This is a genomic window from Streptomyces sp. NBC_00726 (assembly GCF_045161735.1).
Lineage (GTDB): Bacteria > Actinomycetota > Actinomycetes > Streptomycetales > Streptomycetaceae > Streptomyces.
The window spans coordinates 6,316,247-6,330,261 of record NZ_CP108983.1 but is presented as its reverse complement, the minus strand read 5'-3'; the positions used below and the strand labels follow the sequence as shown (position 1 = coordinate 6,330,261).

The 14,015-nt window shown below is 73.7% G+C and carries 15 protein-coding genes; 6 read left to right on the top strand and 9 right to left on the bottom strand.

All coding sequences use genetic code 11. The annotated features are described in order from the left end of the window. Positions 1-670: 670 nt before the first annotated feature. Both OG338_RS28140 and OG338_RS28135 read left to right on the top strand, forming a co-directional pair. Positions 671-1,438, top strand: a complete 768-nt coding sequence (locus OG338_RS28140) for a hypothetical protein (RefSeq protein ID WP_405940031.1) — start codon at positions 671-673, stop codon at positions 1,436-1,438. Positions 1,439-1,601: 163 nt separating this feature from the next. Beyond that, positions 1,602-2,156, top strand: coding sequence for a hypothetical protein (locus OG338_RS28135; RefSeq protein ID WP_405940030.1), 555 nt, complete (start codon positions 1,602-1,604; stop codon positions 2,154-2,156). Between the two features lie 94 nt (positions 2,157-2,250). Here OG338_RS28135 and OG338_RS28130 read toward each other — a convergent pair whose 3' ends face one another. Continuing rightward, positions 2,251-2,877, bottom strand: coding sequence for a hypothetical protein (locus OG338_RS28130; protein WP_405940029.1), 627 nt, complete (start codon positions 2,875-2,877; stop codon positions 2,251-2,253). 313 nt (positions 2,878-3,190) lie between these two features. On the opposite strand from OG338_RS28130, the gene OG338_RS28125 reads away from it, so the two are divergent. The 4 genes from OG338_RS28125 (at position 3,191) to OG338_RS28110 (ending at position 5,763) form a co-directional block, all read left to right on the top strand. Continuing rightward, on the top strand, positions 3,191-3,850 hold the full coding sequence (locus OG338_RS28125; protein ID WP_405940028.1) for a class F sortase: 660 nt from the start codon (positions 3,191-3,193) through the stop codon (positions 3,848-3,850). Positions 3,851-3,919: 69 nt separating this feature from the next. After that, entirely contained in the window at positions 3,920-4,381 is a 462-nt protein-coding gene (locus tag OG338_RS28120; protein ID WP_026171102.1) for a universal stress protein, read from the top strand. A gap of 183 nt (positions 4,382-4,564) precedes the next feature. Further along, positions 4,565-5,122, top strand: coding sequence for a sigma-70 family RNA polymerase sigma factor (locus OG338_RS28115; protein ID WP_405940027.1), 558 nt, complete (start codon positions 4,565-4,567; stop codon positions 5,120-5,122). A 134-nt stretch (positions 5,123-5,256) separates the two neighbouring features. After that, positions 5,257-5,763, top strand: coding sequence for a hypothetical protein (locus tag OG338_RS28110; RefSeq protein ID WP_405940026.1), 507 nt, complete (start codon positions 5,257-5,259; stop codon positions 5,761-5,763). Positions 5,764-5,799: 36 nt separating this feature from the next. Here OG338_RS28110 and OG338_RS28105 read toward each other — a convergent pair whose 3' ends face one another. From OG338_RS28105 to OG338_RS28070, 8 genes are all read right to left on the bottom strand, one after another. After that, positions 5,800-6,990: a sensor histidine kinase gene (locus tag OG338_RS28105; protein ID WP_405940025.1), complete on the bottom strand. Its 1,191-nt coding sequence runs from the start codon at positions 6,988-6,990 to the stop codon at positions 5,800-5,802. Next, positions 6,987-8,468, bottom strand: a complete 1,482-nt coding sequence (locus OG338_RS28100) for a cation acetate symporter (protein ID WP_405940024.1) — start codon at positions 8,466-8,468, stop codon at positions 6,987-6,989. Before OG338_RS28100 ends, OG338_RS28105 begins: the two co-directional genes overlap by 4 nt. Further along, positions 8,465-8,827 (bottom strand): hypothetical protein, encoded by a 363-nt coding sequence (locus tag OG338_RS28095; protein ID WP_405940023.1) that lies wholly within the window; start codon positions 8,825-8,827, stop codon positions 8,465-8,467. Before OG338_RS28095 ends, OG338_RS28100 begins: the two co-directional genes overlap by 4 nt. 64 nt (positions 8,828-8,891) lie before the next feature. After that, positions 8,892-9,647 carry a LytR/AlgR family response regulator transcription factor gene (locus OG338_RS28090; RefSeq protein WP_405940022.1) on the bottom strand — a complete coding sequence of 252 codons (756 nt, stop codon included), beginning with the start codon at positions 9,645-9,647 and terminating at the stop codon, positions 8,892-8,894. A gap of 38 nt (positions 9,648-9,685) precedes the next feature. Then, the gene (locus tag OG338_RS28085; RefSeq protein ID WP_405940021.1) at positions 9,686-10,546 is read right to left on the bottom strand and encodes an Fpg/Nei family DNA glycosylase; all 861 of its coding nucleotides are present in this window, start codon (positions 10,544-10,546) and stop codon (positions 9,686-9,688) included. Positions 10,547-10,579: 33 nt separating this feature from the next. Next, on the bottom strand, positions 10,580-11,437 hold the full coding sequence (locus tag OG338_RS28080) for an amidohydrolase family protein (RefSeq protein ID WP_405940020.1): 858 nt from the start codon (positions 11,435-11,437) through the stop codon (positions 10,580-10,582). A 1-nt stretch (position 11,438) separates the two neighbouring features. Next, positions 11,439-12,512, bottom strand: coding sequence for an aldo/keto reductase (locus OG338_RS28075; RefSeq protein WP_405940019.1), 1,074 nt, complete (start codon positions 12,510-12,512; stop codon positions 11,439-11,441). A gap of 84 nt (positions 12,513-12,596) precedes the next feature. Then, entirely contained in the window at positions 12,597-13,994 is a 1,398-nt protein-coding gene (locus OG338_RS28070) for a wax ester/triacylglycerol synthase family O-acyltransferase (protein WP_405940018.1), read from the bottom strand. Positions 13,995-14,015: the final 21 nt, after the last annotated feature.

Here is a 14,015-nt window from a genome sequence, read left to right as displayed (position 1 = left end):
GGGCCCGGCAGGCCCCTGTTCCATTTCACCGGCGCCAAACCCCGTACGCCCCAGGTCCCCTCCATCAGGCGAATCCGGAGGGGGTCCGGCGTGCCGCCGCACGGCCCGGAACATGCTCCCGGTCGTGTACGGATCACTCTTCTGGCGGCTGGCCGCGGCGCTCGCGCTCACCTGGCTGCTGACCGCCCCCACCCCCGCGGCCGCCGACAGCTGCGCGTACGCGTCCATCGGGGAGGGCGACGGCGGCATGGCCGTGGCCGTCAGCGGCGACGGCAGCTGTTTCGCGGGCCCGGAGCCCACACCGACGCCACCGCCGAAACCGAAGCCACCCCCGCCGCCACCGCCGCCCCCGAAACCGGCACCACCACCGCCACCTCCCCCGCCTCCCGCGCCACCGCCCCCGGCGCCCGAGCCCGTACCGGCACCGCCACCACCGCCCCCTCCCCCACCGCCGGCCCCGAAGCCCGAGCCGAAGCCGACGCCGAGTCCTTCACCGTCCGTACGGCCCACTCCCCCCGTCCACGTCACCCTCCCCGCCTATCGCAGACCGGTGCGGAAGCCGCCGCGGCAGCACACCTCCCTGGTCACGCGCACCTTGATGATCACGGCCCCCGCGGTGTTCGCCGTCGCCGTGCTGCGCCCCCGTTCCCGATGAATCCCGGAGACGCCCATGTCGGAATGGCTCGTCCTCACGCTCGCCATGGTCGCGGCCACCGCCGTCGTCCTGACCATCGCCGTACTCAGCAACCGCAGACTCCCGGAGGACGACGACCCGTCCGAAACCCCCGACGTCATCGAGTACATGACGATGATGATCGGGGTGATCTACGCGATCGTGCTGGGCCTCGCCATCGCGGGCGTCTGGGAGGGCCGGGGCGCCGCGCAGGAGTACGTACGCCAGGAGGCACAGGCCCTGCACGAGGTGAGCGAGCGCTCCGCCGTCTATCCGCAGGAGGTACGCACCCGCATCCGGGCCGATGTGGACGCGTATGTGAGCTATGTGGTGCACGACGAGTGGCGGACCATGACCGAGCACGGGGCGCTCGGCGACCACGGGGCCGAGCTGCTGGACCGGGTGCGCGACGACGTCACGGACTACGAGCCGAAGACGGATCACGAAGGGCAGGCGTATCAGCCGCTGGTCGACCAGGTGGCCGCCGCCGACGACGCCCGGAGCGCACGCGGGCAGAGCGCCGGCGCGACCATGCCCGGGGTGGTGTGGTTCGGGCTGGTCATCGGAGCCCTGGTGACCGTGGGGCTGATCTTCACGCTCCAGATCCGCCGCACCTTCCGGGAACTCCTGCTCGCGGGGCTCTTCAGTGTGCTGATCGCCTTCCTCCTCTTCCTGATCTGGGACTTCGACGCACCGTTCGGACGGGGCTTCTCGGCCACCGCCGCGCCCTTCCTCGACCTCTTCCCGAAGGCGACGGGCGGTTAGCCGGTGCCGGTGCGCCGCCCGGGGGACAGCGGTGCCCCATTCGCCGGACCCCGATCGCGGCCGAAATGCACCACTTCTAGCGTGGGCGGCGTTCGAGGTGCATTTCTGACACTTTGTGGAAATCCGTTCCGCAGCTGCTCCTCGGGGACCCGGAGGATTCACCATGCGCGCAATACGTGTCGCCCCCGTCGCTCTGCTCGGCGCCGCCGCACTCGCCCTGACCGGCCCGGCCGTGACCGCGTACGCGGCGACCGCGGGCGGTCCGTCCGGCGGCGGGAACGGGTACACCGTGACGCCGTCGGTGGTCGCGCCCGGGGGCAAGGTCACCCTGGCGGCCCGGGGTTGCTCCACCACGGCCACGGCGTCCTCGGGGGTGTTCGACACCGTCACCATCCCGGTGAACGGCAGCGCCCAGGCCACCGTGGACTGGGACGCCAAGCCGGGCGCCGCCTACGAGGTGACGTTCATCTGCAACACCTCGCCCAGCTCCACGGCCAAGGTGAGTCTCACCGTCAGCGCGGCCACGGGCACGCCCACCACTAGCTCGACCAGCACGGCGGCCGCCACAGCCTCGCCGGCCGGTGTGCAGGGCGGTCTGGGCGGCAGCATCGACAGCGTGAACTCCGGTGAGATCGTGGCGGGCACCGCGCTCGCCGTGGCCGCCGGGGCCGGTGTCGTGTTCTTCGTACGCCGCCGCAGGGAGAGCCGCTCGCACTGACCGGTGCGAGCGGATGGGAGACGAGAGTCGCCCCGGGTCCTGATTCAGGACCCGGGGCGACTTCGTTATCGGTCCGGCGGGGGCGTCCTGACGGTCAGGCCGTCCCATCGGCCGTCCTCCGGCGGCGCATGATGTACACGCCTCCGCCGAGGGCCGCCGAGGCGACGAGACCGGCGCCGACACCCATCTCGGCCGGGGTCGCCGCCATCGAGCCGCCGAGCCCGCCCTGGGCGCCCCGGCTGTCGAGCACGGTGAAGCGGTGGCCCGCCGTCCGGTCGGTGCCGTCGCAGCGGACCGTCAGGTTGTACGTGCCGGGCGTCGCGTCGTCGAAGATGCGGACCCGGGCGTGGCCGACCCGGCCGGCCGAGAGCCGGGTGGTGCGGAAGGCGTTGGACGAGACGCTGCCGCCCCGGCCGCAGCCCTCGGCGCTGACCTGCATGGCCGCGCCCTGGTGCACGCGCTCGGGGTCGACGGTCACGTTGTTCGGGCCGTTGTTGCGCCCGTTGTTGTTCCCGTTGTTGTTCCCGTTGTTGTTCCCGTTGCCGTTGTTGTTGCCGTTGTTCCAGCCGCCCGGGTCGTTCCAGTCGTTCTGGTTGTTGCCGTTGTTCTGGTTGTTGTTCTGGTTGTTCCCGACGTCTCCGCCGGCGGTCGCCATCGGGGCGCCGGCCCCGAGAGCGGCCACGGCGGCCGCCGCGACCACCAGAGCGCGTGTAGCACGCATCGTTCCAACCTCCACCGGGAAGCGCCCCGGGGCTCTGTGCACCGGGATGGATCGACGAGAACGCCTCCCATGACGAACCCTCACCAGAACCTTGATCGACCGCATTTCGGCGCTGCTCCGGACCGGTGATCCGACACGCCGTGCGGACACCCCGGAAGCTGACGGATGCCCAGGTCACGGGCCGTCAGAAGTTTTATCCGCGCGCTACTCCGATAAGCATCCGGGTGGCGGGCCGCCACCCGTTCGCCCTTCTCTGATCGCCGCCCGGTGGCACCGCGCCTAGCGTTCTGCTCGTCGCGACGAAGGGAGAACCATGGGCCGGGACAACTGGCGACCGGAACGGATCCGACACTCGCCGTGGGGCGCGCTCGCCCTGGCGATGCTCTCGGGTCTGGCACTCATGCGCAACGGTGCCGACCTCTCCCCCGGCCCCCCGCAGCCGGTGGCCGCCGCCTCCGTGGGCCACCAGAACAACGCCCCCGCCGCGCCGGCCGCGGGCCCGGTCGTCAAGCCGCTCCCGTACGCCCCCGTCGCCCGCGTGGTGATCCCCGACATCCAGGTCGACGCACCGGTCATCGACGTGAATCTCGACCCGGACGGCTGGATCGGGACCCCGCCGCCGGAGGACCCCAATCTGGCCGGCTGGTACCAGAACGGCATCGCCCCCGGTCAGACCGGCACCTCCGTCATCGTCGGCCACGTCGACAACAAGGCGGGGCCCGCCGTCTTCTACGGGCTCGGCTCGCTGAAGAAGGGGGACCACATCGAGGTCGACCGCAGCGACGACCGGGTGGCGGTCTTCGAGGTGTACGGCGTCGAGGTCTTCGCCAAGAACGACTTCCCCGGCGCCCGGGTGTACGGCGACACCGGGCAGCCGGAGCTGCGGGTCATCACCTGCGGCGGCGGCTACACCAAGGCCAACGGCTACGACGGCAACGTCGTGGTCTTCGCCCGCCTGGTGGCCACCCGCTGAACCTGTGGCGCGGGGCGCCGCCGGGAGGGCGCGCCGGACGCCCCGGGGTGAGCCGATAGCCTCACTGCCGTGACAGATCAGCACTCCCACCAGTTCGAACGTGGCACAGACGGACCGAAGGTGATCGTCGCGGGCCTCGACGGTTCCGAGTCGTCCATGCGCGCGGCGGCCTACGCGGCCGGGCTCGCGCGCCGGCAGCGGGCCATGCTGGCGCTGGTGTACGTCCAGCCGGTGCTGGCGGCCGGCGCGGCGCTCGGGGCCCCGGTCGGCGACGCGACCGCCGAGGTGGCCGAGGGCCTGGTGGAGGAGATCCGGCAGTCGACGGCCCGGATGAAGGACATATGGGATGTCCGCTGGGAGTTCCACACCTTCCGGGGCGACCCGTACAACGGCCTGGTGACCGCCGCCGACGAACTCAAGGCGGACGCCGTGGTGGTGGGTGCGTCGGAGTCGGCGGGGCACCGTTTCATCGGTTCGGTGGCCGTCCGCCTGGTCAAGGCGGGACGCTGGCCGGTCACCGTGGTCCCGTAGCCCCGCCCGTCCGTGGTGCCGTGGCCCCGCCCGGGGTGCCGCCCGACCGTTCACCGCACCATTCGCCGCTCTGAGCGACCGCTCGTCGCACGGGGCGGTGTTTGCGCTGTTCCTCGTGGCCTGAATGCGCTCGTATACGCCAGGTCGGCAGCGAGGCGGACCTTGGCGGGAAGGGCGTTCACCATGACCACGACGAAGACCGATGAGCGGGCGCTCGCGGAGCTCCAGCGTGAGCACGGCCCCGCCCTGTTCCACTTCCTGCTCGGCCTGACCTTCGGCGACCGGCAGCGGGCCGAGGACCTGCTCCAGGAGACGCTGGTACGGGCCTGGCAGCACCCGGAGGCGTTCGACGGCCCGTACGAGTCGATGCGGCCCTGGCTGTTCACGGTGGCGCGCCGGCTGGCGATCGACGCCCGGCGCTCCCGGCTGGCCCGGCCGGCCGAGGTCAGCGACGCCGGTCTGGAATGCGCTCCGGCGGGCGCCGACACGGCGGAGTCCGCGGTCGCGGCGCTCGATGTACGCGAGGCGGTCCGCGCCCTGAGCCCGGAGCACCGGTCGGTGCTGGTGCAGATCTACTTCCGCGGGCTGAGCGTCGGCGAGACGGCCGAGGTGCTGGGGATACCGGCGGGCACGGTGAAGTCGCGTTCGCATTACGCGCTGCGGCTGCTTTCCCGTAATCTCCCCGGCTACACCCGCCGGCCCTCCCGGGCACGGACGGTCGTCGGCACCTCGTGCCTGTGACGCATCCGGTGCGGCGGATCCTGCTTTTCCGGCCACACGGGGTGCGTTCCCCCGGTTCAATGCTGCGTGGGCGACCGGCCGGACCGGCCCGCCGGCCGTACGGGCCAGAGACCGAGGGAATGGGGCGATACGGGATGCCTCCGGAACGTCATGAGGGGTCCGGCGCGGCCGCGCTGCCGGTCCCGATGGCCTGGATGTACGCGGAGTACCTGGCCGACGAACTGCTGCGCACCGGCGACCTGATGGAGCCGGCGACGCTGGAGTTCCGGGCGGGGCGGGACGCGCTGGCGCTGACCATCTTCCTGCTGGACGGTGCGGTGGCCGGGGCGCTGCCGGCCGCGCGGGTGGACGAGCTGCGGCTGCTCACCGCGTCCGGGACGCCGTGGCGCCACTGGGTGCGCACCCGGCTGGCCGCCCCGGTGGCGGGCGGCACCGAAGCGGATCTGGCGCTGGCCCGGTCGGCCTGGCGGTGGCTGGAGGAGACCGAGCTGCTGGCCGCCGATCTGGAGGCCGTCGGCGCGCTGCCGCCCTGGGAGCCGGCGGAGGGCGCGGCGGAGGGCCCGGAGGAGGAGGCGCAGGTGTGGACCCCGGCCTGGCAGCTGGGCCTGCCGCTGGGCCATCTCGCGGTGCACCTGTACTAGGGCGTGTCGCGGGGCGCCTGCGCTACGGCGCGCGGCTCAGGACCCGTGCACCCCGGCCCGGTACTTCGGCAGCCGGACGGTGATCCGCATCCCGGCGCCGATGCCCGTCTCGATGACGAGCCCGTACTCGTCCCCGTACACCTGACGGAGCCGTTCGTCCACGTTGAGCAGGCCGATGCCGGTGGATCTGCCGCCCTCGCCGCGCAGGATGTGGCGCAGCCGCTGGGGGTCCATGCCGGTGCCGTCGTCCTCGATGACGACCTCGGCCTCGGAGCCGGCGTCCAGGGCGCTGATGGTGATGCGGCTGGAGGTGACGGCGCCTTCGAGGCCGTGTTTGACGGCGTTCTCCACGAGCGGCTGGAGGCAGAGGAAGGGCAGGGCGACGGGCAGGACCTCGGGGGCGACCTGGAGGGTGACGGAGAGCCGTTCGCCGAAGCGGGCCCGGACCAGGGCGAGGTACTGGTCGATGGAGTGCAGCTCGTCCGCGAGGGTGGTGAAGTCGCCGTGGCTGCGGAACGAGTAACGGGTGAAGTCCGCGAATTCCAGGAGAAGTTCGCGGGCCTGTTCCGGGTCGGTGCGAACGAAGGACGCGATGGCGGCCAGTGAGTTGAAGATGAAGTGCGGGGAGATCTGGGCGCGCAGGGCCCTGATCTCGGCCTCGATGAGCTGGGTGCGGGAGCGGTCGAGCTCGGCGAGTTCCAGCTGGACGCAGACCCAGCGGGCGACCTCGCCCGCGGCCCGGGCCAGGACGGCCGACTCTCGCGGGGCGTAGGCGACGAGGGTGCCGAGGACGCGGTGGTCGACGGTCAGCGGCACGGCGACGGCCCACTTCAGCGGGCAGTCCAGGTCGTCGCAGCCGCTGCGGAAGGCGGTGTCGCGGCCGGTCTCCAGGACGCCCGCGACCTGTTCCATGACGTCCCGGCCGTGGTGGTCGCCCTCGCCGTCCCAGACGAGGACCCCGTCGCGGTCGGTGAGGCACAGCGCGTCGGTGCCGAGCAGCGAGCGCAGCCGGCGCGCCGACCGGCGGGCGCTGTCCCCGGTGAGCCCGGCGCGCAGCGGGGGCGCGGCCAGGGAAGCGGTGTGCAGGGTCTCGAAGGTGGCGTGTTCGACGGGCGTGCCGACGTCGCTGGTGCGCAGCGGCCGGGCGGTGCGGCGGCCGAGCAGGAGCCCCCCGCCGAACAGCAGCAGGGCGAGCACGACGATGGCGGCGTATCCGGCCCCGGTCACCGGTGCCTCCCGGTGGTGAGCGCTTCGGGCAGGTGGAAGCGGGTCATGGCGGCGTTGGTGCCGGGCGGTATCCGGCTCGGGGTGGCGAGCGAGACCAGGATCATGGCGAGGAAGCCGACGGGCACGGACCAGACGGCGGGCCAGGCGAGCAGGGCGTGCGGCCAGCCGGGCGGGCGCACCGCGCCGCTGACCGTGATGGCGACGGAGATCAGCGCGGAGCCGCCGCCGAGCAGGAGCCCGGCCACCGCGCCGGGCGGAGTGAGCCGGCGCCACCAGATACCGAGGACGAGCAGCGGGCAGAAGGAGGACGCGGAGACGGCGAAGGCCATGCCCACGGAGTCGGCGACGGGGACCCGGCTGACCAGCAGCGAGCCGGCCAGCGGCACGGAGATGGCGAGGACGGTGGCCAGCCGGAAGTGCCGCACCCCGCGCGAGGGCAGCACGTCCTGGGTGATGACCCCGGCGACGGCCATGGTGAGCCCGGACGCGGTGGACAGGAACGCGGCGAACGCGCCGCCGGCGACGAGCGCCCCGAGCAGGTCGCCGCCGAGCCCGCCGATGACCCGGCCGGGCAGCAGGAGCACGGCGGCGTCCGCGTCTCCGCCGTGGATCAGCTCGGGGGCGTACAGGCGGCCCAGCGCGCCGTAGACGGGCGGCAGGAGGTAGAAGACGCCGATGAGGGCGAGGACGGCGACGGTGGTGCGGCGGGCGTCGCGGCCGTTGGGGCTGGTATAGAAGCGGACGACGACGTGCGGCAGGCCCATGGTGCCGAGGAAGGTGGCGACGATGAGGCCGTAGGTCGCGTACAGCGGGTGGTCGGCGCGGAACGCGGAGAGGTGTGCGTCGAAGGTGATGCGGGGCTGTCCGTCGCCCTGCCAGGCCAGCACCAGGAAGATCGCGGGGACCAGGAGCGCGGTCAGCTTCAGCCAGTACTGGAAGACCTGGACGAAGGTGATCGAGCGCATTCCGCCGGCCGCGACGGCGAGCACGACGACGGAGGCGACGAGCACGTCGCCGAGCCAGCCGGGCGCCCCGGTGAGGATCTTGAGGGTGAGTCCGGCGCCCTGGAGCTGGGGCACCAGGTAGAGCCAGCCGGCGCCGACGACGAGGACGCTGACGAGTCTGCGTACCTGCCGGGACTCCAGCCGTCCTTCGGCGAAGTCGGGCAGGGTGTACGCCCCCGAGCGGCGCAGCGGTGCGGCGACGAAGACCAGCAGGACCAGATAGCCGGCGGTGTAGCCGACCGGGTACCAGAGCATGTCGGGCCCGTGGACGAGGACCAGGCCGGCGATGCCGAGGAAGGAGGCGGCGGAGAGGTATTCGCCGCTGATGGCGGCGGCGTTGAGCCGGGGGCGCACGGTGCGCGAGGCCACGTAGAAGTCGGAGGTGGTGCGGGAGATCCGCAGCCCGAAGCCGCCGACGAGGACGGTGGCCAGGACGACGACGGCGACGGCCGCCACCGCGTACGTGCGGCTCACGGGGCGGAGCGGCCTTCCACGAGCCGGGCGAAGTCGCTCTCGTTGCGCTCGGCGCGGCGCACGTACCACCAGGCGAGCACGGTGAGCGGCGGGTAGGCGGCGAAGCCGAGGACGGCCCAGACGACGGCGGAGCTGTGCAGGGCCTCGAAGACGAGGGGCAGGGTGCCCACGACGGTGGCGAGGACGGCGAAGGCGGTGAGTCCGGCCCGCAGCTGTCCCCGCATCAGCGAGCGGACGTAGGCGCCGCCGAGCGCGGTCTGCTCTTCGATCTCCGACTGGGTGCGGTAGCGGGGCAGCGGGCGCACCCGCCGGGGCTCCCCCGTCACCACTTCGCGCCGGGGTGTGGGCTCTGCGGACATGGGGCCGGAGTGTAGGCGGCACCCGGCCCCGCTGGGAAGGGGTTCGGAGGACGGTAGCCGCTGGTCAGCGGCCGGTCCGCCGCATCAGCAGATCGCGCAGCGCTCGGGTGTGCCGGCGGCTGACGGCGAGTTCCGCGGTGCCGATGCGGACGCTCATGGTGCCGGCGTCCAGGCGCAGTTCGTCGATCCGGCCGAGGGCCACGAGGTGGCGGCGGTGGATGCGGACGAAGCCGCGGGTGCGCCAGCGCTCCTCCAGGGTGGTGAGGGGGACACGGACCAGGTGGCTGCCGTTGGCGGTGTGCAGCCGGGCGTAGTCGCCCTGGGCCTCGGCGTAGGTGATGTCGCCGATCGGGATGAAGCGGATGACGCCGCCCAGTTCGACGGCGATCTGGTCCTGTGCGGTGTCGTGGACGGCGGGGGCGGAACGGTCCTGGACCTGCTCGGCGACGCGCCGTACGGCTTCGGCGAGGCGTTCGCGGCGGACGGGCTTGAGGACGTAGTCGACGGCCTTGAGGTCGAAGGCGTGCACGGCGAAGCCCTCGTGGGCGGTGACGAAGACGATGAGCGGCGGCGCGGCGAACCCGGCGAGGAGCTGGGCGACGTCGAGGCCGGTGAGACCGGCCATGTGGATGTCGAGGAAGACCACGTCGATGGCGGTCGGGTCGTCGGGCCCCGCGTCGACGGCGCTCCCGATGCGGCGCAGCGCCTCGGTCGCCCCGGTGGCCCCTTCCGCGCTGCGGATGCGGGGGTCGGCGCGCAGGAGGTAGAGCAGTTCCTCCAGGGCGGGTTCTTCGTCGTCGACGGCGAGTACGCGGAGCATGAGGCCGGAGTGTAGGGCGTGCCCCGCGCATCGCGCCCCTACTTGAGCAGCCGGGACAGGCGGCGGTCCGCGAGCGGTTTGCCGCCGGTCTGGCAGGTCGGGCAGTACTGGAGCGAGGAGTCGCTGAAGGAGACCTCGCGGATGGTGTCCCCGCAGACCGGGCACGCCTGGCCGGTGCGTCCGTGGACGCGCATGGCGCTCTTCTTCTCGGCCTTGAGGCGTCCCGCCTCGACGCCGCCGGACCGGGCGACGGCGTCCTCCAGGGTGGTGCGCATGGCCTCGTAGAGGCGGGTGATCTCGTCGTCGGTGAGGTTCGCGGTGAGCTTGAACGGGGACATCTTCGCGACGTGCAGGATCTCGTCGCTGTACGCGTTGCCGATGCCGGCGATGAGCGACTGGTCGCGCAGGGCGCCCTTGATCTGGCGGCGTTCCCCGTCGAGCAGCGCGGCGAACGCGTCCCGGTCGAATTCCGGGCCGAGCGGATCGGGGCCGAGGCGGGCGATCCCGGGGACCTCGGCCGGGTCGCGCACGAGGTGGACGGCGAGCCGTTTGGTGGTGCCGGCCTCGGTGAGGTCGAAGCCGTCGCCGCCGGTGAGGACGGTACGCAGCGCCAGCGGGCCCTTGCCGGGGCGCGGCGGGGCCGCGGGAAAGGCGTCGTTCCAGCGGAGCCAGCCGGCCCGGGCGAGGTGGGTGACCAGGTGGAGCGGGCCGACGCCGATGTCGAGGAACTTGCCGTGCCGCCGCACGTCGGTGACCGTGCCCCCGTGCAGGGCGGTGAGCGGGGGGTCGTACGTCTTGAGGACGCTGATCGCGAGCGGCAGGACGCGGTCGATCTCCTTGCCGACGAGATGGTCGTCCAGGAAGAGCCGCAGGGCTTCGACTTCCGGCAGTTCGGGCATGGTCCCAGCCTGCCGCAGCCGGGCCCGGGACGCCTATCGGAGGCCGTACACGCGTTCGGCGGTGGTGGCGAGCACGGCGGCCCGCTCGTCGTCGCTCAGGTCGTGGATCAGGGTGCGGGCGGTGTCCAGGACCTCGGTGTACGTGGCGGCGAGGCGGCACACCGGCCAGTCGGAGCCGAACATGAGCCGCCCGGCCCCGAAGGCGTCGATGACGGTCTCCGCGTACGGGCGCAGGTCCTCGGTGCGCCAGGTGCGCCGGTCCGCTTCGGTGACGAGTCCGGAGAGCTTGCAGACGGTGTTGGGGAGGGCGGCGAGGGCCCGCAGGCCGTCGGCCCAGGGCCGGGTGCGCCCGGTGGCGACGGGCGGCTTCCCCGCGTGGTCGAGTACGAGGACGAGGTCCGGGAGCGCGGCGGCGGCCCGGGCCGCGGCGGGCAGCTGGTGCGGGAGGATCACCAGGTCGTAGACGAGCCCGGCACCGGCCACGGCGGCCAGACCGCGCAGCACGTCGGGCCGCAACAGCCACCCGGGGTCCGGTTCGCCCTGGACCTGGTGGCGCAGCCCGGCGAGCCGGTCGCCGCCGGGGAGTTCGCGCAGGGCGGCCAGGGTGTCGGCGATGTCCGGTGCGGTGAGGTCGGTCCAGCCGACGACCCCGGCGACCAGGTCGCTGCGGTCGGCGAGCGCCAGGAGTTCGGGCGTCTCGCCGGCCACGGTGACGGTCTGGACGAGGACGGTGGCGCTCACCCCGGCCGCGCGGGCCTCGGGCTCCAGGTCGGCCAGGGTGAAGTCGCGGCGCAGGGGGGCCAGCGCCTCGCCGGTGATCCAGCCCTGGTCGCGGACCGCGAGGTCCCACACATGGTGGTGGGCGTCCACGACGCGGGGCCGGGCGGTCATCTCACGGCTCCCGGACGACGGGGAGCCCGGCTTCGGCGCCCCGCGGCAAAGTGGTCGGGGAGGCTGCGTTCCCGGGCAGCAGGCCCTGGTCGCGCAGGTCGTCCCAGAGGGCGTCGGGGATCTCCCGGCCGAGCTGTACGGCGGCGTCGCGCACCTCGTCCGGGGAGCGGGTGCCGACGAGGACCCCGGCGACGGCGGGGTGGGTGAGCGGGTAGTGCAGGGCGGCGGCGCGCAGCGGCACGCCGTGCGCCTCGGTGACGTCCCTCAGCCGGAGGGCGCGGTCGAGCAGGCCGGCCGGGGCGGTGGCGTAGTCGTAGGTGGCGCCGGGGCGGGGGTCGGCGAGGAGGCCGGAGTTGAAGACCCCGCCGGCGACGACGCTCCGGCCGCGCGCGGCGGCGGCCGGCAGCAGATCGGTGAGGGCCGACTGGTCGAGGAGGGTGAAGCGGCCGGCGCACAGGACGACGTCGACGTCGGTGTCGCGGACGAAGCGGGTGAGCATCGCGGTCTGGTTCATGCCGGCGCCGATCGCCCCGACGACCCCTTCGGCGCGCAGCCTCTCCAGTTCCGGATACGCCTCGCGGAAGGCGGGTTCGGCGTGGTCGTCGGGGTCGTGGAGGTAGACGATGTCGATGCGGTCGAGGCCGAGGCGGCCGAGGCTGTCCTCGATGCCGCGGCGGACGCCGGCCGCGCTGAAGTCCCAGCGGCGGCGGTGCGTGGCGCGGACGGCGAAGCCCTCGGAGAGCCCGTCGGACGCGGCGCTCTCCCCTGGGGGCAGCGGGTCGAGGACGCGGCCGACCTTGGTGGAGAGCGTGTACGCGTCGCGGGGGCGGTGGCGCAGGGCTTCCCCGAGGCGGCGTTCGGAGAGGCCGAGTCCGTAGTGCGGGGCGGTGTCGAAGTAGCGGATGCCCGCGTCCCAGGCGGCGTCGACGGTGGCCGCCGCCTCTTCCGGTTCCACTGCGCTGAAGAGATTGCCGATGGCGGCCGCGCCGAAGGAGAGTTCGGTGATCTCGACCGCGCCGCCGCCCAGCCTGCCGCGCCGCATCCTGTCGCCGCCCGCCCCGATGATCGCTGCCATCCAGCGAATATTCATCGGATCACTTGGGCGCGTCAACCCTCCCGCATCCACCGATTACGGCGATGCCGCACCGATCTATCGGATCTATCCGGCCTGTCCGGTCCATGGCTCGACCACCTCCGCGAGGAGCGCCGACAGCTCCTCGTCGGCGCACCGCGCCAGACCGTCCAGGCCGGGCAGCGCCTTGCCGTCGCCCACGATCCCGATGTGCACGCGCGAGCCGTACGTCGTCAGCGCGACGGCCATCGACTGCCCCCGCGCCAGCGGCGCCATCGGGTACAGGGCGCTCAGCGGGCAGCCGGCCAGCGAGAGCCGCGAGCGCGGCAGGGGCACGCTGGTGACCAGGACGTCGAAGAGCATCCGGGCCGCGTTCCCGGCGAGCGGGGCGCCGAAACGGTGGGCCAGCGACGGCAGCTGATCGGCCAGCACCGCGACCGCCCCGGCGCCCCGCAGCGGGCCCGCGGCCTTGTTCCGGTCCATCGCCTCGCGTACCGCGCGCAGCCGCTCCCGGGGGTCCGGCTCGGAGACGGGGAGGTCCAGGAGGTAGGCGGAGAGCCGGTTGCCGGTGGCCACGGCCGCGCCGCCCGGCCGGCGCCGGGAGACCGGGACCAGGGCACGCGGGTCGTCGCGCGGCGGGGCCTCGCCGCGCTCCAGCATCCAGCGCCGCAGCGCACCCGCCACGACGGCGAGCAGCACATCGTTTCCGGTGCCCCCGGTCACACGGCGGACGCGCCGCACGGCGTCGAGGTCGAGGTCGGCCGTGGCGAGCCGCCGGGTCCCGCTGGAGCCGGCCCGGAGCACCGGTGCGCCGCGCGGGTCGAGCCGGCCGGCCCGGACCAGCGAGGCGCCGACCCCGAAGGCACGGCCCAGGTCCTCGATCCGGCCGAGGGCGAGCCCGGCGACCTGGCGCGGGCCCGGCATCCAGGACCGGGGCGGGACGGGGCGCGGCCGGGCGGACGGGCGGGGGCGGGTGGTCGCGGTGGCGATCTGGTCGAAGATCCCGGCCCCGATGGCGACCGCGCGCATCCCGTCGGCGAGCGCGTGATGGAGCTTGACGAGCACGGCGAACGGGCCGCCGTCCGGTCCGTCGATGAGGTACATCTCCCAGGGCGGCAGGCCCCGGCGCAGCGGCCGCTCCAGCAGCTCTCCGGCGAGCCGGGTCGCGGCCGGCATGAAGCCCGCGCCGCCGGGCGCCGTCGCCTCGGCGGGCAGCTGTACGCGCCGGACGTGGCGGTACACGTCGAACTCCGGGTCGGCGGACCAGGCCGCGCCGCCGACGGGCAGCAGCACGTCGCGTACCCGCATGCGCAGCCGGGGAATCGCGGCGGCGCGGTCGCCGAGGAGTGCGAGGAGCGCGTCGGGGCCGGGGGCGGCGCCGGGGGGTGGCGCGAAGACGGCGAGCGCGCCGAGGTGCATGGGGTGGGCAGCGGACTCAAGGTGCCAGAAGGCGAGATCGAGGGGTGCCAGTAGCTCAGTGCCCAACGGGTCCTCATGTCATCGAAG

What these genes read in the sequence shown, in the direction of transcription:
- OG338_RS28130 (WP_405940029.1), bottom strand. Translation starts at nt 2,877, where the DNA reads ATGCGTGCTACACGCGCTCTGGTGGTCGCGGCGGCCGCCGTGGCCGCT.
- OG338_RS28140 (WP_405940031.1), top strand. Translation starts at nt 671, where the DNA reads ATGTCGGAATGGCTCGTCCTCACGCTCGCCATGGTCGCGGCCACCGCC.
- OG338_RS28085 (WP_405940021.1), bottom strand. Translation starts at nt 10,546, where the DNA reads ATGCCCGAACTGCCGGAAGTCGAAGCCCTGCGGCTCTTCCTGGACGAC.
- OG338_RS28115 (WP_405940027.1), top strand. Translation starts at nt 4,565, where the DNA reads ATGACCACGACGAAGACCGATGAGCGGGCGCTCGCGGAGCTCCAGCGT.
- OG338_RS28135 (WP_405940030.1), top strand. Translation starts at nt 1,602, where the DNA reads ATGCGCGCAATACGTGTCGCCCCCGTCGCTCTGCTCGGCGCCGCCGCA.
- OG338_RS28090 (WP_405940022.1), bottom strand. Translation starts at nt 9,647, where the DNA reads ATGCTCCGCGTACTCGCCGTCGACGACGAAGAACCCGCCCTGGAGGAA.
- OG338_RS28110 (WP_405940026.1), top strand. Translation starts at nt 5,257, where the DNA reads ATGCCTCCGGAACGTCATGAGGGGTCCGGCGCGGCCGCGCTGCCGGTC.
- OG338_RS28075 (WP_405940019.1), bottom strand. Translation starts at nt 12,512, where the DNA reads ATGGCAGCGATCATCGGGGCGGGCGGCGACAGGATGCGGCGCGGCAGG.
- OG338_RS28095 (WP_405940023.1), bottom strand. Translation starts at nt 8,827, where the DNA reads ATGTCCGCAGAGCCCACACCCCGGCGCGAAGTGGTGACGGGGGAGCCC.
- OG338_RS28125 (WP_405940028.1), top strand. Translation starts at nt 3,191, where the DNA reads ATGGGCCGGGACAACTGGCGACCGGAACGGATCCGACACTCGCCGTGG.
- OG338_RS28080 (WP_405940020.1), bottom strand. Translation starts at nt 11,437, where the DNA reads ATGACCGCCCGGCCCCGCGTCGTGGACGCCCACCACCATGTGTGGGAC.